Annotated in this window: 18 protein-coding genes; 2 read left to right on the top strand and 16 right to left on the bottom strand. The window is 72.6% G+C overall.

Annotated features, from left to right (window positions below; all coding sequences use genetic code 11):
- Positions 1 to 5: 5 nt before the first annotated feature.
- The 14 genes from ACZ5DS_RS26375 to ACZ5DS_RS26440 all read right to left on the bottom strand — a co-directional run bounded on the left by ACZ5DS_RS26375 (position 6) and on the right by ACZ5DS_RS26440 (position 14238).
- The gene (locus ACZ5DS_RS26375; RefSeq protein ID WP_468242934.1) at positions 6 to 1256 is read right to left on the bottom strand and encodes an acyltransferase family protein; all 1251 of its coding nucleotides are present in this window, start codon (positions 1254 to 1256) and stop codon (positions 6 to 8) included.
- Entirely contained in the window at positions 1249 to 2274 is a 1026-nt protein-coding gene (locus ACZ5DS_RS26380; RefSeq protein ID WP_468242937.1) for an alpha/beta hydrolase, read from the bottom strand. Before ACZ5DS_RS26380 ends, ACZ5DS_RS26375 begins: the two co-directional genes overlap by 8 nt.
- A gap of 162 nt (positions 2275 to 2436) precedes the next feature.
- Positions 2437 to 3339, bottom strand: coding sequence for an alpha/beta hydrolase (locus ACZ5DS_RS26385; protein WP_468242939.1), 903 nt, complete (start codon positions 3337 to 3339; stop codon positions 2437 to 2439).
- Positions 3340 to 3549: 210 nt separating this feature from the next.
- Positions 3550 to 4734 (bottom strand): kynureninase, encoded by a 1185-nt coding sequence (gene kynU, locus ACZ5DS_RS26390; RefSeq protein WP_468243020.1) that lies wholly within the window; start codon positions 4732 to 4734, stop codon positions 3550 to 3552.
- A 1-nt stretch (position 4735) separates the two neighbouring features.
- Positions 4736 to 5584 carry a tryptophan 2,3-dioxygenase family protein gene (locus tag ACZ5DS_RS26395; protein WP_468242942.1) on the bottom strand — a complete coding sequence of 283 codons (849 nt, stop codon included), beginning with the start codon at positions 5582 to 5584 and terminating at the stop codon, positions 4736 to 4738.
- A gap of 152 nt (positions 5585 to 5736) precedes the next feature.
- The gene (locus tag ACZ5DS_RS26400) at positions 5737 to 6150 is read right to left on the bottom strand and encodes a DUF3151 domain-containing protein (RefSeq protein WP_468242945.1); all 414 of its coding nucleotides are present in this window, start codon (positions 6148 to 6150) and stop codon (positions 5737 to 5739) included.
- A 104-nt stretch (positions 6151 to 6254) separates the two neighbouring features.
- The gene (locus ACZ5DS_RS26405; protein WP_468242948.1) at positions 6255 to 7709 is read right to left on the bottom strand and encodes an MFS transporter; all 1455 of its coding nucleotides are present in this window, start codon (positions 7707 to 7709) and stop codon (positions 6255 to 6257) included.
- A gap of 68 nt (positions 7710 to 7777) precedes the next feature.
- The gene (gene fbaA / locus ACZ5DS_RS26410; protein ID WP_468242951.1) at positions 7778 to 8800 is read right to left on the bottom strand and encodes a class II fructose-bisphosphate aldolase; all 1023 of its coding nucleotides are present in this window, start codon (positions 8798 to 8800) and stop codon (positions 7778 to 7780) included.
- 146 nt (positions 8801 to 8946) lie between these two features.
- The gene (pyrE, locus tag ACZ5DS_RS26415) at positions 8947 to 9495 is read right to left on the bottom strand and encodes an orotate phosphoribosyltransferase (protein WP_468242953.1); all 549 of its coding nucleotides are present in this window, start codon (positions 9493 to 9495) and stop codon (positions 8947 to 8949) included.
- Positions 9496 to 9505: 10 nt separating this feature from the next.
- Entirely contained in the window at positions 9506 to 10294 is a 789-nt protein-coding gene (locus ACZ5DS_RS26420; protein ID WP_468242956.1) for an aldose epimerase family protein, read from the bottom strand.
- 171 nt (positions 10295 to 10465) lie between these two features.
- Positions 10466 to 11287, bottom strand: coding sequence for an SRPBCC family protein (locus ACZ5DS_RS26425; protein ID WP_468242958.1), 822 nt, complete (start codon positions 11285 to 11287; stop codon positions 10466 to 10468).
- 52 nt (positions 11288 to 11339) lie between these two features.
- Complete coding sequence (locus ACZ5DS_RS26430) at positions 11340 to 12977, bottom strand: polyamine aminopropyltransferase (protein WP_468242960.1); 1638 nt, start codon at positions 12975 to 12977, stop codon at positions 11340 to 11342.
- Between the two features lie 88 nt (positions 12978 to 13065).
- Positions 13066 to 13590, bottom strand: coding sequence for a DUF2617 family protein (locus tag ACZ5DS_RS26435; protein WP_468242963.1), 525 nt, complete (start codon positions 13588 to 13590; stop codon positions 13066 to 13068).
- A 312-nt stretch (positions 13591 to 13902) separates the two neighbouring features.
- Positions 13903 to 14238 (bottom strand): hypothetical protein, encoded by a 336-nt coding sequence (locus ACZ5DS_RS26440; RefSeq protein ID WP_468242965.1) that lies wholly within the window; start codon positions 14236 to 14238, stop codon positions 13903 to 13905.
- Between the two features lie 140 nt (positions 14239 to 14378).
- Here ACZ5DS_RS26440 and ACZ5DS_RS26445 point away from each other — a divergent pair, with 140 nt between their 5' ends.
- A complete protein-coding gene (locus ACZ5DS_RS26445; protein ID WP_468242968.1) occupies positions 14379 to 15593 on the top strand; it encodes a pyridoxal phosphate-dependent aminotransferase in 1215 nt (404 codons plus the stop codon).
- 9 nt (positions 15594 to 15602) lie between these two features.
- Here ACZ5DS_RS26445 and ACZ5DS_RS26450 read toward each other — a convergent pair whose 3' ends face one another.
- Positions 15603 to 16133, bottom strand: a complete 531-nt coding sequence (locus ACZ5DS_RS26450; RefSeq protein ID WP_468242970.1) for a type III secretion system chaperone family protein — start codon at positions 16131 to 16133, stop codon at positions 15603 to 15605.
- A 161-nt stretch (positions 16134 to 16294) separates the two neighbouring features.
- A complete protein-coding gene (gene clpB / locus ACZ5DS_RS26455; protein ID WP_468242973.1) occupies positions 16295 to 18901 on the bottom strand; it encodes an ATP-dependent chaperone ClpB in 2607 nt (868 codons plus the stop codon).
- A gap of 154 nt (positions 18902 to 19055) precedes the next feature.
- On the opposite strand from clpB, the gene ACZ5DS_RS26460 reads away from it, so the two are divergent.
- Entirely contained in the window at positions 19056 to 19469 is a 414-nt protein-coding gene (locus ACZ5DS_RS26460) for a pyridoxamine 5'-phosphate oxidase family protein (protein ID WP_468242975.1), read from the top strand.
- The last annotated feature ends 190 nt before the right edge of the window (positions 19470 to 19659 follow it).

A 19659-nucleotide genomic window follows, 5' to 3' on the forward strand; every position in this document is an offset into this window, starting at 1 on the left:
CCACCCTAGACACGCCGCACCGCCCGTGCAGCCTCCCCGTCCGCGGCCCGGTGCACCCGGACCACCCGTGAGCGTCGCCGCTCGACGGGCGCGCCGGTGCCCGCGGGACGGCGGCGGGTGCCCTGTTCGCAGGACCGGAACGTGGTCCAGCACAGGGCCAGGACCAGCGTGAACACCGGGAGCCAGAGGAGCCGGGCGGCCACCCAGCCCAGGCCGTCGGGGAGTGTGTGCAGACCGGGGAGACGGCCGGCCAGGAGACCGGTGGCCGTCGTGGCCATCAGGGCCGTCTGGTGCCACAGGAAGATCGTCATCGCGGAGAGGTTGACCAGGGCCACGGCCGCCCAGGCGAGCGGGCGCCGCATCGCCCCGCGCAGCCGGTCGCGCAGCAGGAGGGCCAGACCGCACTGGGCCAGACCGAAGGTCACGGCCGCCAGGGTCGGCGGGTTGAGGTTGGAGATCGCGGCGCCCGGGACACCGACCATCGACGCGGGGTAGCCCGCCACCGTCACGAGGACGGCCGTGGCCGTCGTACCGCCGAGGAGCAGGACCCAGGCCGCGCGGCGGCTGTCCAGCTCGCCGCGGGTCCAGGCGGCGCCCAGGGTGTACGGGACCAGCCAGCCCGCCGCCAGGTTCAGCCAGCCCAGCCAGGAGGGGCCGAGGTGCAGGCCGAAGCGGAGGACGTCGACGTGCAGGACGACGGCCAGGGGCCAGAGCGGGTTGAGGCGGGCGACGAGAGGGGTGGCCGCCGTCAGAGCGGCGAAGACCAGGAGGAACCACAGGGGGGAGAGGGCCAGTTTGAGGAGCGTGTGGAGCGTGTCGAAGGGGGTGCCGGACAGCAGCAGGGCCGTCGCCGTCACCGTCCACAGGGTCAGGAGGGCGACGACCGGCCGGAGCAGGCGGGTCAGGCGGGTGCGCAGCCATGCGCCGTACGGCACGCCCCGGGCGTGGGCCGAGGCGTGGCTGCGGGTGGCCACATGGCCGCCGACCAGGAAGAACACGGCCAGGGTCTGGAAGGCCCAGGAGACCGGGGCCAGCCACGGCAGGTGCTGCAAGGGGCTCGCCGTGTGCAGCGCGCCGTCGTCCGCGACCAGGGCCGTGACCAGCCAGTGGCCGAGGACGACACCGAGGATCGCGAAGGCGCGCAGGGCGTCGACCGCGCGGTCCCGGGATTCGGGTGTGGCGGTGTCCACACGGTGGGCACCCTGACGTATCGCGTGCAGCGCGCGGCGCGGGGTACTGAAGGCCGGCTCAGGCACGGGTCACCTCCGAGGTCTCGCCGAGGGTGATCCGGGCCAGGTTGGCGAGGGAGACCGAGCCGGGGGTGAAGTAGCCGCTGTGGTCGGCGCCGGCGGCGTCGAAGACGTGGGCGCCGAAGGCGCGGGAGACCGGGTCGGTGCCGAAGCCGACGGTCGTGACCAGGAGGTCGGCGCGGACGTGCGGTACGTGCGCCACCCAGTCGTCGCTGCCGCGGGCCGCCCAGACACGGGCGGTCGTGTGCAGGCCCGCCACGGAGTCCGCGCCCGTGCCGGGGCTGCCGACCAGGGCGATGTCGTCGACGTCCAGGCCCGCGGCGGCGCGGCCGCAGACCACCGAGCCGTAGGAGTGGCACAGCAGGGAGATGCGCGCCCGGGCGGGGGTGAGGGTGTGCAGCCGTCGTATGAAGGCACGCAGGTGGGGGGCGGCTTGGTCGGCGCGGCCCGGGGTCGCCACCGTGGTGCTGACCGTGCCCGGGGTCCGGTAGCCGAGCCAGGCGACCACGGCGACGCGGGTGCCGGTTGGGGCGCGGTGCGTGAGGTCGTCGTACAGGGCCGCCGCCGCCCTGTGGAAGCGGGCGTAGGTGTCGACGGAGGTGTCGGATCCGGGGACGAGAACCGCTACGTGGTCGGCGTGCGGCAGGTCGCCGAGGACCTCCGTGGCCAGGCCGGTGCCCCGGCCGTCGAAGGAGAGGAGGTGGCGGGAGGGGGAAGCCAGTGCGCGGTCCGCGGCGGCGCGGTGTCCGTCGCCGTGGGCGGCGGCCATACGGGCCGCCTCGGTGGCGTTGGCCCGGTTCGCCGCGTACGCGGTGTGCAGGGTCGACGGGCCGGGAGGCGCGAGGGTGGCGGGGGGCGGGGCGGGGATTCCGGGGCGGGCCGCGCCCGAGAGGGGGACGACCAGGGCGGTGGTGAGGAGGGTCGCGAGGACGGCCCGGCGCCATCCGGGGCTTCGGCGGCCCGCGTGGGGCGAGAGCGCCGCCGGCGGGTGCGGGTCCGTGGTGTGCGGCGGCGCTTGCCCCATGGTCGGCTTCCTTTCAGAGAGCCCGGCCATCGGGCTTGTCTGACAAGGAAGTTAGGAATCGGGGGCTGTCGTCGGCGTCCCGCCAGGGAGCTGTCCTGCGCGGTAGCTCTCAGGTACTACGGGTATGACCGGGGGCGCACCCCTACGTGAGAGCCGAGCGTGTCACCAGGCGAGCTGGGCGATCTCCTCCGCCACCACCGCGCACGCGTCCGCCGCCGGGTCGATCAGGGGGAAGTGGCCGACGTCCTCCAGCAGGGTCAGGCCCACCACCTCGCCCGCCTTCGCCGCCGCCTCCGCGTACGACTCGGCCACCGCGTGCGGTACCACCAGGTCCGTGCGCCCCTGGACCAGCGTCGTCGCGATGCCCGTCGGGAGGAGGAGCACGGGGTCGGCGTAGGGCTGCCGCTCGGCGAACTTGTCCTGGCCGCCGAGGAATTGGAGGGCCGCGTTGCCGCAGACGTCCAGTTTCTCCGCCACCGCGAAGTCCGCGATCGGGGCGAGCGCGACCACACCGCGCAAGGGGGCCGCGTGGTCCGTGCGCCAGGGCGCGTCGGGGGGCAGGACGTGGCGGGCCGCGGCCCACAGGGCGAGGTGGCCGCCCGCCGAGTGGCCGGTGAGGACCGTGCGGCGGGGGTCGGCCTGCGGGAGCGCCTCGCGCAGGAGGGCGGGGAGGGCGTCGAGGGCGGCGGCCACGTCGTCGAGGGTGTCGGGCCAGCGGCCGGCCAGGTGGACCGGGGCTCCTGCGTCGGACCCTGAGTTCTGCGCGGGGATCTGGGGTTCTCCCCCGCGCCGGTACTCGACGTTGGCCACGGCGAAGCCCCTGCGGGCCAGGTAGTCCGCGAAGGGGGTGACGTGCCGGCGGTCGTAGGGGCTGCGCCAGGCTCCGCCGTGGAGGATGACGACGAGGGGGGCGAGGGCGGCTTCGGCGGTCCTGGGGGCGTAGAAGTCGATCACCTGGTCGGGGTGGTCGCCGTATGCGGAGGTGACGTCGGGGTCGACCGGCGGGTGCGAGAAGGCCGACTCCTCTTCGGCGGCGGCGCGGGCTGCTGCGGCGTCGTCCGGCATGCTCCAACCTCTCAGCGACGGAACTGTTTTGGCGGACCGGGCGGGTATTCTTCGTCGGTCGTTGGCGGGGACGCTATCAGGCCGGAAACGTGCGGCGACATGGGGTTGTCACGCAGGGTGAGGGTAAACGGTTCTGCCGGGCGCTCGTACGAGGAGCGGGGTGCCGTCGCACGGACCGACACCCCGCCCCACGCCTGCTGCCGGGCCTGATTACCCGAGCACCGCGCCCAGCACCCGCGCCGCCCGCTCCGTCTCGGCGAAGCTCACATAGAGCGGGGTGAAGCCGAAGCGGAGCACGTCCGGGTGGCGGAAATCGCCCACGACGCCCCGCTCGATCAGGCGCTCCATCACCTCGCCCGCGTCGGGGCAGCGCAGGGCGATCTGGCTGCCCCGCTCCCCGTGCGGCTCGGGAGTCACGGAGGTGACCCGGCCCGGCTCGGTGTACGCCGTGACGCACTCCAGGAAGAAGTCCGTCAGGGCCAGGGACTTGGCGCGGACCGCGGAGATCGAGACGTCGTCCCAGACCTCCAGGGCCGCCTCCAGGGCCAGCATGGAAAGGATGTCGGGCGTGCCGACGCGGCCGCGCAGGGCGCCCGGTGCCGGGGCGTACGACGGGCTCATCCCGAACGGCTCGGCGTGGGAGTTCCAGCCGGGCAGGGGCGAGTCGAAGCGGTCCTGAAGCCCGCGGCGGACGTAGAGGTACGCGGGTGAACCCGGCCCGCCGTTCAGGTACTTGTAGGTGCAGCCGACCGCCAGGTCGACCCCGTGTTCGTCCAGGCCCACCGGCAGGGCGCCCGCGCTGTGGCACAGGTCCCAGACCGCGAGGGCGCCCGCGGCGTGGATCGCCGCCGTCAGCGCGGGCAGGTCGTGCAGGCGGCCGGTGCGGTAGTCGACATGGTTGAGGAGCACCGCGGCCGTACGGTCGCCGAGCGCCGAAGGCACCTCCGACGGGCTGAGCGCCCGCAGCCTGCAGCCGGTCAGGCGGGCCGCCGACTCGGCGATGTAGCCGTCCGTCGGGAACGTCGTCGCGTCGACCAGGATCTCGTCCCGGCCCTCGTCGGCCATGCGGACCGCAGCCACAAGTGCCTTGAAAACGTTGACACTTGTCGAGTCACCCACGACGATCTGGCCCGGTGCCGCGCCGACCAGCGGGGCGATGCGGTCGCCGATCCGCTCGGGCGCCGTCCACCAGCCGCTCTCGCCCCAGGAGCGGATGCGGAGCTCGCCCCACTGTCGGCGGACGACGTCCTGCACACGGTCCGGCACGTTCGCCGGCAGGGCGCCCAGGGAGTTTCCGTCCAGGTAGGTAACGTCATCGAGGACGAAACGCGAGCGCAGCGGGGCGAGTTCGTCCGCCGCGTCCAGCTTCTCGGCGCGCAGGGCGAGTTCGGACATCTCAGACATGTGACCTCGCCGTCCACAGCTCCGGGAACACGTTCTTGCGGGCGCGCTTCTCCAGCCAGGCCACGCCCGCGGAGCCGCCCGTGCCGGGCTTGGCGCCCATCGCGCGGCGGGTGGCGACCAGGTGGTCGTTGCGCCAGCGCCACACCAGTTCGGCGACATCGGACAACGCCTCGCCGAGGCGGGCGAGTTCGGCGTTCTGGTCGCCGGAGTAGATCTCCGTCCAGGCCGCCTCGACGGCGTCGGAGGCGTCGTAGCGCTGGGAGACGTCCCGGTTCAGGACGGACCCGGGGATCGCGTGGCCGCGGCGCGCGAGGAGGCGTACGACCTCGTCGTACAGGCTCGGCTCGTGCAGGGCCTTCTCCAGTTCCGCGTGGACGCGCGGGGCGCCGCGGTGCGGGACGAGCATGGACGCGGACTTCTCTCCGAGCAGGAACTCCATGCGTCGGTACATCGCCGACTGGAATCCGGAGCCCTCGCCGAGGGCGGAGCGGTAGGAGTTGAACTGGGCCGGAGTCAGCTGGCCGAGCGGCTTCCAGGAGGCGTTCAGGGCCTCCAGCTCCCGCACGGAGCGCTTCAGCGCGGCGACGGCGGTCGGGACGTCGTCCGAGCGGAGGGCGTTCGCGGCCGTCTCCCACTCGTGCACGATCACCGTGAACCACAGCTCCATGACCTGGGTCGTGACCAGGAAGACCATCTCTCCGGGGTCGTCGGAGAGGGTGTGCTGGAGATGGGTGAGCACGTCCGCCTTGACGTAGTCCTCGTACGGGGTCGTGCCGGCGAAGTCGAGATGCGGGGTCTCGGGCTCAGCGGCCTCGTGAGGGGGGTGAGCCTGTTGGGACATCGCTGTCTCCTGTTGTTACTCCGGGTAGCGGTCCGCCCCTGCCGATGCCGGCACGGGGGCCCCGGTCCCCAAGCGGAATCCTCCGCAATCCCATCGGATACGGCAAGGCCCGTCCGCTGCCAGACGGGCCACACCGGAAACTCCCGTAGGGGTCAGCCCAGGGTCTGGGCCGCCGTGGGCGAGGAGTCCTTCAGGAACTGCGAGCAGCGCTCGTACTCCTCCTGCTCGCCGATCGCCTGGGCGGCACGGGCGAGGGCGTGCAGGGCACGCAGGAAGCCGCGGTTCGGCTCGTGCTCCCAGGGAACGGGGCCGTGCCCCTTCCATCCGTTCCGGCGCAGGGCGTCCAGGCCGCGGTGGTAGCCCGTACGGGCATAGGCGTACGACTCCACGACCGCGCCCCGCTCGAACGCGTCGTCGGCAAGCTGGGCCCAGGCGAGGGAGGAGGTCGGGTACGTGGCGGCGACGTCCGCCGGCGCGGTGCCCTGTGCGAGCGCCTCGCGGGGCTCCGGGTCGTCGGGGAGGTGGGTGGGGGGCGGGCCGCCGAGGAGGTTCTCGTGAATCGTCATGTGTTCAGTTTCCCGCACCGGGGCACACGGGGCGTGCCCGGAAGGGGCGCGGGGAACTGCGCGACCAGCCCCCGCCCACCCGCAGCCGAGGACGGGGGCCGGAGCTACGGACGCCGCCCTTGCTCCAGCGGCGGAGCCGTCACGTTGCCGTGGGTCCGGCATTCCGGGCGGCGGCACCCCGGGGCCGGTCGGCGGACCAGCGCGAAAGCCAGTGCCGAGCCCAGCAGCAGCGCCCCCGCACAGATCGGCATCGCCCGGTCGAACGCCGCGTCGAAGGCGGCGGAGGAGCGGTACGCCTCCGGCCCCATCCCCGCGGCCAGCGGGAGCGCGGCCACGGCGACCAGGCCCGCCGCCCGCGCCGCCGCGTTGTTGATGCCGCTGGCCAGGCCCGCCCGGGCGATGCCGACCGAGGCGAGGACCGTGGCGGTCAGCGGGGCGACCACGACGACCAGGCCGGCGCCCATCACCAGGACGGCGGGCAGGACGTCCGTCAGGTAGTTCGCGTCCGGTCCCACCCGCAGCATCAGCAGCATCGCCGCCGCGCACAGCAGCGGCCCGACGGTCAGCGGCAGCCGCGGCCCCGTGCGGTCGGCCAGCGCGCCGGAGCGGGCCGAGAACAGCAGCATCAGGGCGGTCGTCGGGAGCAGGGCCGTACCGGCCTGCAGGGCGGAGTAGCCCGCCACCACCTGGAGCTGGAGCGCGGTGAGGAAGAAGAAGCCGCTGAAGGCCGCGTAGACGGTCAGCGTGACCAGGTTGACCGCCGTGAACTGGCGCGAGGCGAAGATGTCCAGCGGGAGCATGGGGTCGGGGCGGTGTTTCTCGACGTAGACGAAGCCGACGGCCGCTGCCGCGCCCGCCACCGCGCTCAGCGCGACCGCCAGGGTGCCGCCGCCGGCCTCGATCAGCGCGTACGTCAGCAGGGCCAGCGCCAGGGCGCCCAGGGCCGCGCCGAGCACGTCGAAGCGGCCGTGGTCGCCGCCGTCGGCCGACTCGGGAACGTGCCGGAGCGCGATGGGGACGCACAGCAGGGCCAGCGGCACGTTGAGCAGGAACACCCAGCGCCAGCCGGGGCCGTCCACCAGCCAGCCGCCCAGGAAGGGGCCCACGGCCGCCCCGATACCGCCGAAGCCGGACCACAGGCCGACCGCCCGGCTGCGGTCGTCCGGGTGGAAGGAGGCCTGGATGAGCGCGAGGGAGCCGGGGGTGAGGAGCGCCCCGCCGATGCCCTGGAAGGCGCGGGCGGCGATGAGGACGCCGGAGGTGGGCGCGAGGCCGCAGAGCAGGGACGCGGCCGCGAACCAGACGACCCCGAGCACGAAGATCTTGCGGCGGCCGTAGCGGTCCCCGAGCGAGCCGCCCAGCAGGATCAGCCCGGCCAGCGTGACCATGTACGCGTTGACCGTCCACTGGAGGGCGGAGAGGCTCGCGTCGAGGTCGCGGCCGATGGTCGGGAGCGCCACGTTGACGACGGTCGAGTCGAGCATGGCCATGCTGGAGCCGAGGACCGTGGTGAGCAGGATCCACTTGCCCTGGGACGAGGCGAGCCGGACATCGGGCATGCCCCCAGGTATACAGCGGACCCGGTGCCGTGGCACCGGGTCCGCCGTTCAGCCGTCGTACGACGTGCTTACTTGATCTTGTTGCCCGCGGAGCGCAGGTTCTGCGTGGCCTCGACGACGCGCGCGGCCATGGACGCCTCGGCCAGCTTGCCCCAGGTCCGCGGGTCGTAGGCCTTCTTGTTGCCGACCTCGCCGTCGACCTTCAGGACGCCGTCGTAGTTCTGGAACATGTGGGCGGCGACCGGACGGGTGAAGGCGTACTGGGTGTCCGTGTCGAGGTTCATCTTCACGACGCCGTTCTCCAGCGCGGTCTGGATCTCCTGCTCGGTGGAGCCGGAGCCGCCGTGGAAGACGAAGTCGAACGGCGACGCCTTGCCGAACTTGGCGGCGACGCCCTCGTTCAGCTCCTTCAGCAGCTCGGGGCGGAGCACGACGTTGCCCGGCTTGTACACACCGTGGACGTTGCCGAAGGAGGCGGCCAGCAGGTAGCGGCCCTTCTCGCCGAGGCCCAGGGCCTCGGCGGTGCGGATCGCGTCCTCGACCGTGGTGTACAGGGAGTCGTTGATCTCGTGCGAGACGCCGTCCTCCTCGCCACCGGTCGGGGTGATCTCGACCTCGAGGATGATGTTGGCGCGGCGGGCCTGCTCCAGCAGCTCCTGCGCGATGGCCAGGTTGTCGGCCAGGGTCTCGGCGGAGCCGTCCCACATGTGGGACTGGAACAGCGGGTTGCGGCCGGCCTTGACGCGCTCCTCGGAGATCGCGAGCAGCGGACGTACGTACCCGTCGAGCTTGTCCTTCGGGCAGTGGTCGGTGTGCAGCGCGATGTTGACCGGGTACTTCTCGGCGACGATGTGCGCGAACTCGGCGAGCGCGACCGCGCCGCTCACCATGTCCTTGCTGTACTGGCCGCCCAGGAACTCGGCACCACCCGTGGAGATCTGGACGATGCCGTCGCTCTCGGCCTCCGCGAAGCCGCGCAGGGCGGCGTGCAGGGTCTGGGTCGAGGTGACGTTGATGGCCGGGTAGGCGAACTTGCCTGCCTTCGCCCGGTCGAGCATCTCGTTGTAGACCTCGGGGGTTGCGATGGGCATCTGTCCGCTCCTTGAGTGTGCGGGTTGGCGATCTGCGTACTACGGCCCTGACCTAGACCTGGGGGTGTGACGTCGTCGTCGGCCCCATCTTTCCAGACCTGGCGCCGTGGTCGGCGCCTCGGTCAAGTCCAGGTCAAACCGGCGCGTCAGTCCAGACCCAGTTCATCCTTCGAGAAGGCGAAGCGGTAGGGCACGCCCGCGCCGGCCTCGATCTTCTCGGCGGCGCCGGTCGCGCGGTCCACGATGGTCGCCACGGCGACGACCTCGGCGCCGGCCTCGCGCACGGCCTCCACGGCGGTGAGCGGCGAGCCGCCGGTGGTGGAGGTGTCCTCGACGACGAGCACGCGCCGGCCCGCGATCTCCGGGCCCTCCACCCGCCGCTGCAGGCCGTGCGCCTTCGCCGCCTTGCGCACGACGAAGGCGTCGAGCTTCCTGCCGCGCGCGGCGGCCGCGTGCAGCATGGCGGCCGCGACCGGGTCGGCACCCATCGTCAGGCCGCCCACCGCGTCGAAGTCCAGGTCCGCGGTCAGGTCCAGGAGCACCTGGCCGACCAGCGGGGCGGCCTCGCCGTCGAGGGTGATGCGGCGCAGGTCGACGTAGTAGTCGGCCTCCAGACCCGAGGAGAGGGTCACCTTGCCGTGCACCACGGCCTTGTCCTTGATCTGCTGCAGCAGGTCAGCGCGTACGTCCGTCATGCCGACCAGCTTAGATGCGGCGCCAGGTCCAGGTGGTCGTGGCTTCCAGCGGCTCCAGCGGGGTGACCAGGCGGGGCAGGGTGTTCAGGCCGTTGGGCGGGCCCGTCTGCGGCTCCACGCAGACCGCCTCCGCCTGCTCGTCGTAGACGACGACCCACTGCTCGCGGCTGGTCACCTTCAGCTCCAGCTGTCCGGGCCAGGTGAGGGTGACGTCGACGCCGTCGGGCATGCCGAAGCAGTCGTCCCAGGGGCCGGGCTCGGGGTCGATGCGGTTGCCGGTGGGCAGGTGGTCGGCGCCGCGCTCCTCCTGCCAGGCGGGGGTGAAGTCCACGCGGACGTCCTCGCCGCCCAGATTCCGGTGGAACCAGGGGTGCCAGCCGATCTGCGCCGGGAAGGAGTCGTCGTACGCCTCCACGCTCATCGTCAGCGTCAGGCTGTCCTCGGTCAGCGTGACGACGTGGGTGACGCGGCCCCGGTGCGGCCAGGGGTCGACGAGGTCGTACGTGATGACGGCCTCGTTCGCGTCGACGCGGGCGGTGCGCCAGGCGCCGTCGCGGGCGGTGCCGTGGATGGCGTGCGGCGGGGAGTTGAGGGGCATCTGGCGGACGGTCGCGCCGTCCAGGAAGCGGCCCTCCCGGATCCGGCCGCACCAGGGCACCATCGGGAAGCAGCCGTAGCGCTCGCCCTGGCGCAGCAGCTCCACGCCGCCGATCCGGAGCCCGCCGATCCGGCCGCCGTTGCCGGGCTGCACGCTCACTTCCGCGTCACCCGCGGTCAGCGTGATGTCTTCGTTACTCACGGGACGACCCTACTGGGGCGATCAAGAGGGCGTGAGCCCTTGCGGCCGACGGTGGTGCAACTCCCCAGGGGCGCGGGCCGTGTCGATATGCGGCTCCGCCGCGTGGGCGCGACCAGCCACGACGGTGCCGCAGACGATCGACGGCACATCGCGGCGCTTCCAGCGGAGCGCTCAGCGGCGCTTGCGCAGGGCGCGGCCCAGGACGATCGCCGAGGCCAGGGCCAGGGCTGCCGCGGGGGCCGCCCAGCGCAGGGTCGGGTTCCCGGCGATGGTCTGGGGGGCCGGTGCGGGGGCGTAGCGGCCGCGCGGCGGGGCGTGGTCGACCTCCTCCGCGCTGCGGCCGATCATCGTGCGGCGCGCGTGCGCGGCCTCGGCGGGCGGCTCGCCCGTGTCGGCGAAGTCCTCGGCGATGCGGTCGTCGTGGACGGCGGTGTACTCGGTCTCCGGGTACTCGTCCTCGACAGCGTCCTCGGAGTCCTCGGAGTCCTCCATGGCGTCGTCGGCGTCCGGGTCCAGGGAGGGCGGGGGGACCTCGGTGTCGAAGACGGAGGTGTGCTCGGGCTCCGGCTCCTCGGGGCTCGCCGCGAGGCTCTCCACGAATCGGTTCAGCAGCCGGGTCACCGCCGACCCCACCGCGTCCGCCGGCAGTTCCGCGATGCGTCCGTCCGCGTTCGCCGTGCCCTCGATCGTGACGCTCGTACCGCCCTCGGTGTCCGTGAGGCGCAGGGTGAGGGCGAGTTTGACGCTGCCGCTGCCGCGGGCCTCGCCGGCGTCGCCCTCGACGGCGTACGTGCCGTCCTCGCGTGGCGTGACGCGGACCGTTCCGCGGTAGGTGACGGAGTGTCCGCCGACGCGCAGTTTCAGGCGGCCGGCGACGGGATCGGCACCGGCGTCCTGCTGGAGCCCGGGGACCGCCCGGGCCACCCGTGCGGGGTCGGCGAGGGCTTCTCTGAGCCGGTCGGGCGGAACCGGGACGAAGACCTGGTGCTCCATGTCGGTCGAGCCTACCCAGGTGCGAGCGGAACGTACCCTCCCGCGCAGCCGCTCAGTACCGCGGATGCACCAGCGTCGACGGCTGCATCCCCCGGATCCGTGTCCGCTCCGCCGCCCGTGCGTCCGCCGTCAGCCCGTCCTGGGTCAGCGTGCGGGCCCGCGGCCCGGGTCCGTCCAGCCGCAGGGGCGGTGCCGCGGAGCCGGGCGCCGCCAGCAGGAAGCCCCAGTCGTGCGGGGCCCTGGAGGCTCCCGCGGTGCGGTCGGGGCCCGCCGGGAAGCCGGAATCGTCGCCGAGGACCCGGTAGGGGGAGGCGGCGAAGCCGGAGGCGCGGAGGGTGGACGCCACCGTCCAGAAGACGCGGGGGCGGGTGGCGGCGGGCCCGGCGTGCACCACCAGATGGCCGTCGGCGGCGAGGACGCGGCGGGCCAGGCCGTAGAACTCCTGCGAGTACAGCTTGGTGCTGGCCGTGATCCCGGGGTCCGGCAGGTCCGCGATCACGACGTCGTACGCCCGCTGCGGTGCCCCGCGCAGCCAGGTGAGGGCGTCAGCGGTCGTGACGTGGACGCGGGGATCGTCGTACACGTGGCCGTTGAGGGCGGACAGGCCGGGGTCGCTGCGGGCGAGGCCGATCAGGCCGGGGTCGAGTTCGACGACGTCGACGCGGCGCACGCCCCCGTACCGGAGGACTTCGCGGGCGGCCAGGCCGTCGCCGCCGCCGAGGACGAGCACGCGCGCGTGCGGGCCGGTCATCGCGGGGTGGACCAGCGCCTCGTGGTAGCGGCGCGCGTCGCGGCCGCCGACGCGCAGCCGGCCGTCCAGGAAGAGGTCGAGGGGGCGGCCGTGGGTGCCGCCGGCCAGGACGACCTCCTGGACGTCGGTCTGCAGGGCGACCCGGACGTCCTTGCCGTACACCGCGTGCCGGGCGGCGCGTTCGAACTCGTCGGTGAGGGCGGCGGCCGACGCGAGGACGGCGAGGACGGCGAGACCGCCGAGCAGCAGGGTCCAGCGGGCGCGGCGGGTCAGGTCGCGCCGGAACAGGCCGAGGACCAGGGCGCCGCCGGCGACGACGTTGACCGTGCCGGTGAGCAGCGCGCCGGTCAACTGGCCCAGGAACGGCAGGAGGAGGAAGGGGAAGGCGAGGCCGCCGACCAGCGCGCCCACGTAGTCCGCGGCGAACAGGTCGGCGACCGCGCCACCCGCGTCCTGGCGGCGGATGCGCTGGATCAGCTCCATCAGCAGCGGGACTTCGGCTCCGACGAGCAGGCCGATGGCGAGGGAGAAGGCGACCAGCAGACAGCGCGGGCCGTCGGCCCACACCCCGCCCCAGCCGCCGGTCCAGGCGAAGACGGCGTACAGGGCCATGGCGCTGCAGCCGCCGACCAGCGCGAGGACGGTCTCGATCGCGCCGAAGCCGACGGCCGCGCGCCAGCGCAGCCGCTTGGCGGCGAGGGAGCCGATGCCCATCGCGAAGACCATCACGGACAGCACCACGGAGGCCTGGGTGACCGAGTCGCCGATCAAGTACGAGGCGAAGGCGACGAGTTCGAGTTCGTAGACGAGTCCGCAGGCCGCGCAGACGAAGACGCACACGAGGACCAGAAACCGCCCGGTGCCGGGCCGAACGGGCAGCCGGGCGGGGCCTGTCCAGGGCGGGGCCCCCGGGGGCGCGGGGGCGTGCGGATCGATCACGCTGCGACGTTACGTCACATGCGCGGTACGCTTCGTCACCCACACGTGTGGAAGTCGGGGCAGTCGACGCACCGGGGTTTATGTGGGTCTAGTCGGGTTGACCTACGGGCACCCGGGCGCCGACGCGCGTCCGCGTCGCCACCAACTGCCCGTCCTGCGGGTAGGCGTGCCAGGTGCGCCAGTGCACCTGCCCCTCGTGGCGCTGGGCCAGCATCGCGGTGAAGGCGTGCGGGCTGCCGGGGAAGACACCGGCGAGGCCGTGCGGATGGTCGGAGACGAGGGCCAGCAACTCCTGGGCGCGGCCCGCGAACGAGCCCGGAGTGAGCACCTCGACGCGGGCCGCGAACTCGTACTCCCAGTCGCCGACCCGCTTGGCGACGCCCAGCGGCAGCGGGGTACTGGAACCGGGGATGCACGCGACCGTCTCCGAACAGCTGCCCCGCTCCTCCTCCAGCAGTACCTGGTGGGATGCGCCGAGCAGTCTCAACTGGAGCTTCGCCCCGGTCAGTTCCAGATCGAGGGTGGCCAGGGCGGGCAGCGGCTCGCGCCCCAGGGCCCAGGCGAGATCGGCGGCACGGGTATCGGTGTAGGAGGTGTTCAGGGTCGTGAGCATGGATCGGCTCCGCTAACACGCAAAGAAGGGGGAGATCGGCCATGTCAGCCCGGTCAGCCCGGCCGCCCGGCCGGGGAGGGGAGTCTGCAGGGACGTCCGAGGGGCTGCGTTGGTGATTTAGAGGGAATCATGAAGACTGGCTCCGCCACAGCGTTTTTACCCAACTTCGTGGGGTTTCCATCCCTCAGAGGGCTCCACAGTTCAACTGTTCAACTACGGCGTGCGCCCGGCGCGCGGAGACAAGGGCCGGGCGCCCGCGGAATGCCTTCGTCCGACGGGCGCCCATGGGCGGGAGAGCTCAGCTGCCCCGTGTCAGCTGCCTCCCCCGCATCCGCCCCCGCCACCGCCGCACGAGGAGCCCCCACCGCAGGAGGAACCCCCGCCGCACGACGAGTGCCCGCCCCCGCAGGAGTGGTGGCCGCCGTGGTGGCCACCCGAGTGGTGGCCGCCGGACGACGAACCGTTGTCCCCGTCACCGGCCCACCAGCTGCCGCCCCCGTTGTACGACGACGAGCCGTACGCGCGGTTCCGCCCGCGGCCCTTGCCGAGCGACGGCCCTGCATGCCGCTTCCGACGGATCTTGCTCGCCAGGGTCAGCACCACCACAGCCACCGCCAGCATGATGAGTTCGATCGCGGTGTCACTCATGGCGTCGCCCTCCTTCCGTTCCCCCGAAGCGGCCCCCGTGGACGCCTCGTCCATTGCCGCCTGTCGTGCGGTGACGGGGGGATGCCCGGCCGTCCTGTGCCTCAAAGCAGAGTTGAGGAAGTCCAGAGCTTGGGCGCAGGATGACCGGCATGACCTCCTCCGCGCGCCCGCACCTGAACCGCCGTCTCGCCGAGTTCGGGACCACGATCTTCGCCGAGATGTCCGCCCTCGCCGTGTCGACCGGGTCGATCAACCTGGGCCAGGGGTTCCCGGACACGGACGGCCCCGAGGAGGTCCGGGAGGCGGCCGTGCGCGCGCTGCGCGACGGACGCGGCAACCAGTACCCGCCGGGTCCGGGCGTCCCCGAGCTGCGCACCGCGATCGCCGCGCACCAGCTGCGCCGCTACGGGCTGCCGTACGACCCCGACACCGAGGTGCTGGTCACGGCGGGCGCCACGGAGGCCATCGCGGCCTCCCTGCTGGCGCTGCTGGAGCCGGGTGACGAGGTCGTGGCCCTGGAGCCGTACTACGACTCCTACGCGGCGAGCATCGCGATGGCGGGCGGCAGGCGGGTGCCGGTGACACTGCGTGCCGATGGCGGACGCTTCCGGCTGGACCTGGACGAGCTGCGCGCGGCGGTCACGGAGCGCACCCGGCTGCTGCTGATCAACACCCCGCACAACCCGACCGGTACCGTCCTCACGCGCGCGGAGCTGGCCGTGATCGCCGAGCTGGCGGTGGAGCGGGACCTGCTGGTGGTGACGGACGAGGTCTACGAGCACCTGGTCTTCGACGACGCCGAGCATGTGCCGCTGGCCGCGTTCCCCGGGATGCGCGAGCGGACGGTGACGATCGGCTCGGCCGGCAAGACGTTCTCGTTCACCGGCTGGAAGGTCGGCTGGGTGACGGCCGTGCCGGAGCTGGTGAGCGCGGTCCGCGCGGTGAAGCAGTTCCTCACGTACGTGTCGTCCGGCCCCTTCCAGTACGCGGTGGCCGAGGCCCTGGCCCTCCCGGACACATACTTCGAGACGTTCCGCGCCGACATGCTGGCCAGGCGGGACATCCTGGCGGCCGGCCTGACGGAGGCCGGCTTCGAGGTCTTCCAGCCCGCCGGCACCTACTTCATCACCACCGACATCCGCCCCCTGGGCGAGAAGGACGGCTTCGCGTTCTGCCGCGCCCTGCCGGAGCGGGCCGGCGTGGTGGCCATTCCCAACGCGGTCTTCTACGACGACCGGGAGGCGGGGGCGCCGTTCGTGCGGTTCGCCTTCTGCAAGCGGGAGGACGTGCTGCGGGAAGCGGCGGAGCGGTTGCGGCACATGGAGGGGTCCGGGGGCTGCCGCCCCCGGACCTGACAGGCTCGCTTACTCCTCGTCGCCGCCCGGCTCCTCGGTGTCGTCGATCTCCTGCTCCAGGCCGAGCTCCTCGACCAGCCACTTGTCGAACTCGATCGCGGCCCGCACCCAGCTGACCGTGGAGGAGACGAAGTGGTTGAGGTCGACGCCGGTGCCGATCAGCATCTGGGCCTCGCCGATGAGGCGGACGGTGCCGTCGTCGTGGGTGTGGGTGTACACCTTGGGCCACAGCGTGCGGCGGTTCCAGTCGTCGACGGACTCGAGCAGCTGCGGCTTCTCGTCGATCTTGTGGGGGCGGTCGTAGAAGGTCCGCACCGAGAAGACCGCCTGCTCAGCCTCCCCGCGGAACATGAAGTACGTGCGGAACTGCTCCCACGGCGCCGCGAGGTCCCCCTCCTCGTCGACGACGTACTTCAGCTCCATCTGGTCGAGGAGCTGCTTCACGAGGTCCTGATCCGGGACGACGGGGCCCGCCGGTCCTTGGGGCTGCGGCTCGGGCTGGCCCCCGAAGTTCGGAATCGAGGACGGGTCGATGGACATACTTGGACACTCCTGCGGTCGTCTGGCTCGTCCGGCCATCGCTGAGACCAGACGTACTGCCCACCCTCTCTCTCTTGGACCGCGACCGGCAACCTGCTCGGCACCGAGCCGCCTCCGCGTGGCGGATCAGCGAGGTGCGTACCGGAGTCCGATGCCCGAGGTCACAGCGTCTTGCCTGTCGGCGGACCCACGATCAGACCGTCCCCGAACGCGTCCACGCGGACCGTGTCGCCGTCCTTGATCTCGCCGGAGAGGATCTCCTTGGCGAGGCGGTCGCCGATGGCGGTCTGCACGAGGCGGCGCAGCGGGCGGGCGCCGTAGGCCGGGTCCATGCCCTCCTCGGCGAGCCAGGCCAGCGCCTCGGGCGTGACGTCCAGGACGAGCCGGCGCTCGGCCAGCCGCACCGCGAGCCGGTCGATCTGGAGCCGGGCGATCCGGGCCAGCTCGTCCTGGTCCAGGGCCGAGAAGACCACCAGGTCGTCGAGCCGGTTGAGGAACTCGGGCTTGAAGGAGGTCCGTACGACCTCCAGGACCTGCTCCTTCTTCTCGGCCTCGCCGAGCACCGGGTCGACCAGGTACTGGCTGCCCAGGTTGGAGGTGAGCACCAGGATGGTGTTGCGGAAGTCGACCGTGCGGCCCTGGCCGTCCGTCAGACGGCCGTCGTCCAGCACCTGGAGCAGGATGTCGAAGACCTCGGGGTGGGCCTTCTCGACCTCGTCCAGCAGGACGACGGTGTACGGGCGGCGGCGGACGGCCTCGGTGAGCTGGCCGCCCTCCTCGTAGCCGACGTAGCCGGGGGGCGCGCCGACCAGGCGGGCCACGCTGTGCTTCTCGCTGTACTCCGACATGTCGATACGGACCATGGCCCGCTCGTCGTCGAAGAGGAAGTCGGCGAGCGCCTTGGCGAGTTCGGTCTTGCCGACGCCGGTCGGGCCGAGGAAGAGGAAGGAGCCGGTGGGCCGGTCCGGGTCGGCGATACCGGCGCGCGACCGCCGTACGGCATCGCTCACCGCTCGTACGGCCTCGAGCTGGCCGATGAGGCGCTTGCCCAGCTCGTCCTCCATGCGCAGCAGCTTCTGCGTCTCGCCCTCCATCAGGCGCCCGGCCGGGATGCCGGTCCAGGCGGCCACGACGTCGGCGATGTCGTCGGAGCCGACCTCGTCCTTGACCATCGTGTCCTTGGCGGCCTCCTCCTCGGCCTCCGAGGCGGCCTCCAGCTCCTTCTCCAGCTGCGGGATCTCGCCGTACAGCAGCTTGGCCGCGGTGTCGAAGTCGCCGTCGCGCTGGGCGCGTTCGGCCTGGCCGCGCAGGTCGTCCAGCTTCTCCTTCAGCTCGCCGACCCGGTTGAGGGACTGCTTCTCCTTCTCCCAGCGGGCGGTCAGGCCCCGCAGCTCCTCCTCCTTGTCGGCGAGGTCGCGGCGCAGCTTCTCCAGGCGTTCGAGGGAGGCCGGGTCGGTCTCCTTGGCGATCGCCAGCTCCTCCATCTTCAACCGGTCGACGGAACGCTGGAGTTCGTCGATCTCGACGGGGGACGAGTCGATCTCCATGCGCAGGCGGGAGGCCGCCTCGTCCACGAGGTCGATGGCCTTGTCGGGCAGGAAGCGGGAGGTGATGTACCGGTCGGACAGGGTGGCCGCGGCCACCAGTGCGCTGTCCGCGATCTGCACCTTGTGGTGAGCCTCGTACCGGCCCTTCAGGCCGCGCAGGATGGCGATGGTGTCCTCGACGGTCGGCTCGGCGACCAGCACCTGCTGGAAGCGGCGCTCCAGGGCGGGGTCCTTCTCGATCCGTTCCCGGTACTCGTCCAGCGTGGTGGCGCCGACCATGCGCAGCTCGCCGCGGGCCAGCATCGGCTTGAGCATGTTGCCCGCGTCCATGGCGGAGTCCCCGCCGGCACCGGCGCCCACGACGGTGTGCAGCTCGTCGATGAAGGTGATGATCTGCCCGTCGGAGTCCTTGATCTCGGCGAGCACGGACTTCAGCCGCTCCTCGAACTCGCCGCGGTACTTGGCGCCGGCCACCATCGCGCCGAGGTCGAGCGCGACCAGCCGCTTGTCCTTCAGGGACTCGGGCACGTCCCCCTTCACGATCCGCTGGGCGAGCCCCTCGACCACGGCGGTCTTGCCGACGCCGGGCTCGCCGATCAGGACGGGGTTGTTCTTCGTACGACGGGACAGCACCTGCACGACCCGCCGGATCTCCTGGTCGCGCCCGATGACCGGGTCCAGGCGTCCCTCGCGGGCGGCGGCGGTGAAGTCGGTGCCGAACTTCTCCAGGGCCTTGTACTGGCCCTCGGGGTCGGCGGTGGTCACGCGGCGTCCTCCCCTGGCCTTCTGGAAGGCCTCCTGCAGCTTGTTCGCGTCGGCGCCCTGCTTCTGGAGCACCTCGCCGGCCGCGCCGCCCTTCGCGGCGATGCCGATCAGCAGGTGCTCGGTGGACAGGTACTCGTCGCCGAGGGCCTTCGCCCGCTCGTTCGCGTCGGCGATCACGGCGAGCAGCTCGCGGTTCGGCTGCGGGGGCGCGACGGTGGAGCCGGTCACGCTGGGCAGCGCCGCGAGCACCCGCTCGGCGCCGGAGCGCACGGCGACCTGGTCGGCCTCGACGGCGGCCAGGAGGTCGGTGATGTTCTCGTTTTCCTGTCGGCCTCGCCCCGCGAGCAGCGCCAGCAGCAGGTGGGCAGGCGTGAGGTCCGCGTGCCCCTCGGTCACGGCCCGGTTGCTGGCCGCGTTGATCGCGTCCCGGCTCCTGTTGGTCAGCTCGGCGTCCACGTATCCGTTCTCCTCCTCGGCATCGGCTCGCAGGCCGCGTGTCCCGCTGCCACTCTCCCACGCTGACTTCACCAGCGTACACAAAGTTGAGTCTATTCCACTCAAGGTGGAGCCGGGGTGGGGCTTGCAGGTTCCTGCAGCTAGGTTGCGGGTCATGCCCACCTACTCCCAGGACCCGGCCACCCCGGACGAGCCGTACCTCGCCTTCTGGCGGGAACGGCATCTGTGCACCCTGACGACGCTGCGCCCCGACGGCAGCCCGCACGTGGTGCCGGTCGGGGTGACGTACGACCCCGAGGCGCGGCTGGCCCGGGTGATCACGAACAAGACGAGCGCGAAGGTGTCCCACGTCCTCGCGGCCGGACCCGAGGGCGCGCGGGTCGCGGTGTGCCAGGTGGACGGCCGGCGCTGGGCCACGCTGGAGGGCCGGGCGCGAGTGCGCACCGAGCCGGAGCAGGTGGCGGAGGCGGAGCGGCGGTACGCCGAGCGGTATCACCGGGAGCCCGCGGAGAACCCCTCGCGGGTGGTGATCGAGATCGAACTGGAGCGGGCGCTCGGGCGAGGCTGAAAAGCGGTCGCTCGGGCGGGGCTGAAACAGGGCGGGCAACCGGCTGGTTTCAGCCACCCGAAAGCGCTCTCATACCACGAAATGTCGCCACAAACTGCAGCGGGGGGGGGGGGGGGGGGGGGGGGGGGGGGGGGGGGGGGGGGGGGGGGGGGGGGGGGGGTGTTTGTGTGGGGGGGAGGGGCGGGGGAGG

The organism is Streptomyces sp. NPDC031100 (assembly GCF_055570785.1).

Excerpts from the sequence above, each read along its gene's own strand:
- ACZ5DS_RS26380 (WP_468242937.1), bottom strand. The coding sequence starts at position 2,274 with ATGGGGCAAGCGCCGCCGCACACCACGGACCCGCACCCGCCGGCGGCG.
- ACZ5DS_RS26385 (WP_468242939.1), bottom strand. The coding sequence starts at position 3,339 with ATGCCGGACGACGCCGCAGCAGCCCGCGCCGCCGCCGAAGAGGAGTCG.
- kynU (WP_468243020.1), bottom strand. The coding sequence starts at position 4,734 with ATGTCCGAACTCGCCCTGCGCGCCGAGAAGCTGGACGCGGCGGACGAA.
- ACZ5DS_RS26395 (WP_468242942.1), bottom strand. The coding sequence starts at position 5,584 with ATGTCCCAACAGGCTCACCCCCCTCACGAGGCCGCTGAGCCCGAGACC.
- ACZ5DS_RS26400 (WP_468242945.1), bottom strand. The coding sequence starts at position 6,150 with ATGACGATTCACGAGAACCTCCTCGGCGGCCCGCCCCCCACCCACCTC.
- ACZ5DS_RS26405 (WP_468242948.1), bottom strand. The coding sequence starts at position 7,709 with ATGCCCGATGTCCGGCTCGCCTCGTCCCAGGGCAAGTGGATCCTGCTC.
- fbaA (WP_468242951.1), bottom strand. The coding sequence starts at position 8,800 with ATGCCCATCGCAACCCCCGAGGTCTACAACGAGATGCTCGACCGGGCG.
- pyrE (WP_468242953.1), bottom strand. The coding sequence starts at position 9,495 with ATGACGGACGTACGCGCTGACCTGCTGCAGCAGATCAAGGACAAGGCC.
- ACZ5DS_RS26425 (WP_468242958.1), bottom strand. The coding sequence starts at position 11,287 with ATGGAGCACCAGGTCTTCGTCCCGGTTCCGCCCGACCGGCTCAGAGAA.
- ACZ5DS_RS26435 (WP_468242963.1), bottom strand. The coding sequence starts at position 13,590 with ATGCTCACGACCCTGAACACCTCCTACACCGATACCCGTGCCGCCGAT.
- ACZ5DS_RS26440 (WP_468242965.1), bottom strand. The coding sequence starts at position 14,238 with ATGAGTGACACCGCGATCGAACTCATCATGCTGGCGGTGGCTGTGGTG.
- ACZ5DS_RS26445 (WP_468242968.1), top strand. The coding sequence starts at position 14,379 with ATGACCGGCATGACCTCCTCCGCGCGCCCGCACCTGAACCGCCGTCTC.
- ACZ5DS_RS26450 (WP_468242970.1), bottom strand. The coding sequence starts at position 16,133 with ATGTCCATCGACCCGTCCTCGATTCCGAACTTCGGGGGCCAGCCCGAG.
- ACZ5DS_RS26460 (WP_468242975.1), top strand. The coding sequence starts at position 19,056 with ATGCCCACCTACTCCCAGGACCCGGCCACCCCGGACGAGCCGTACCTC.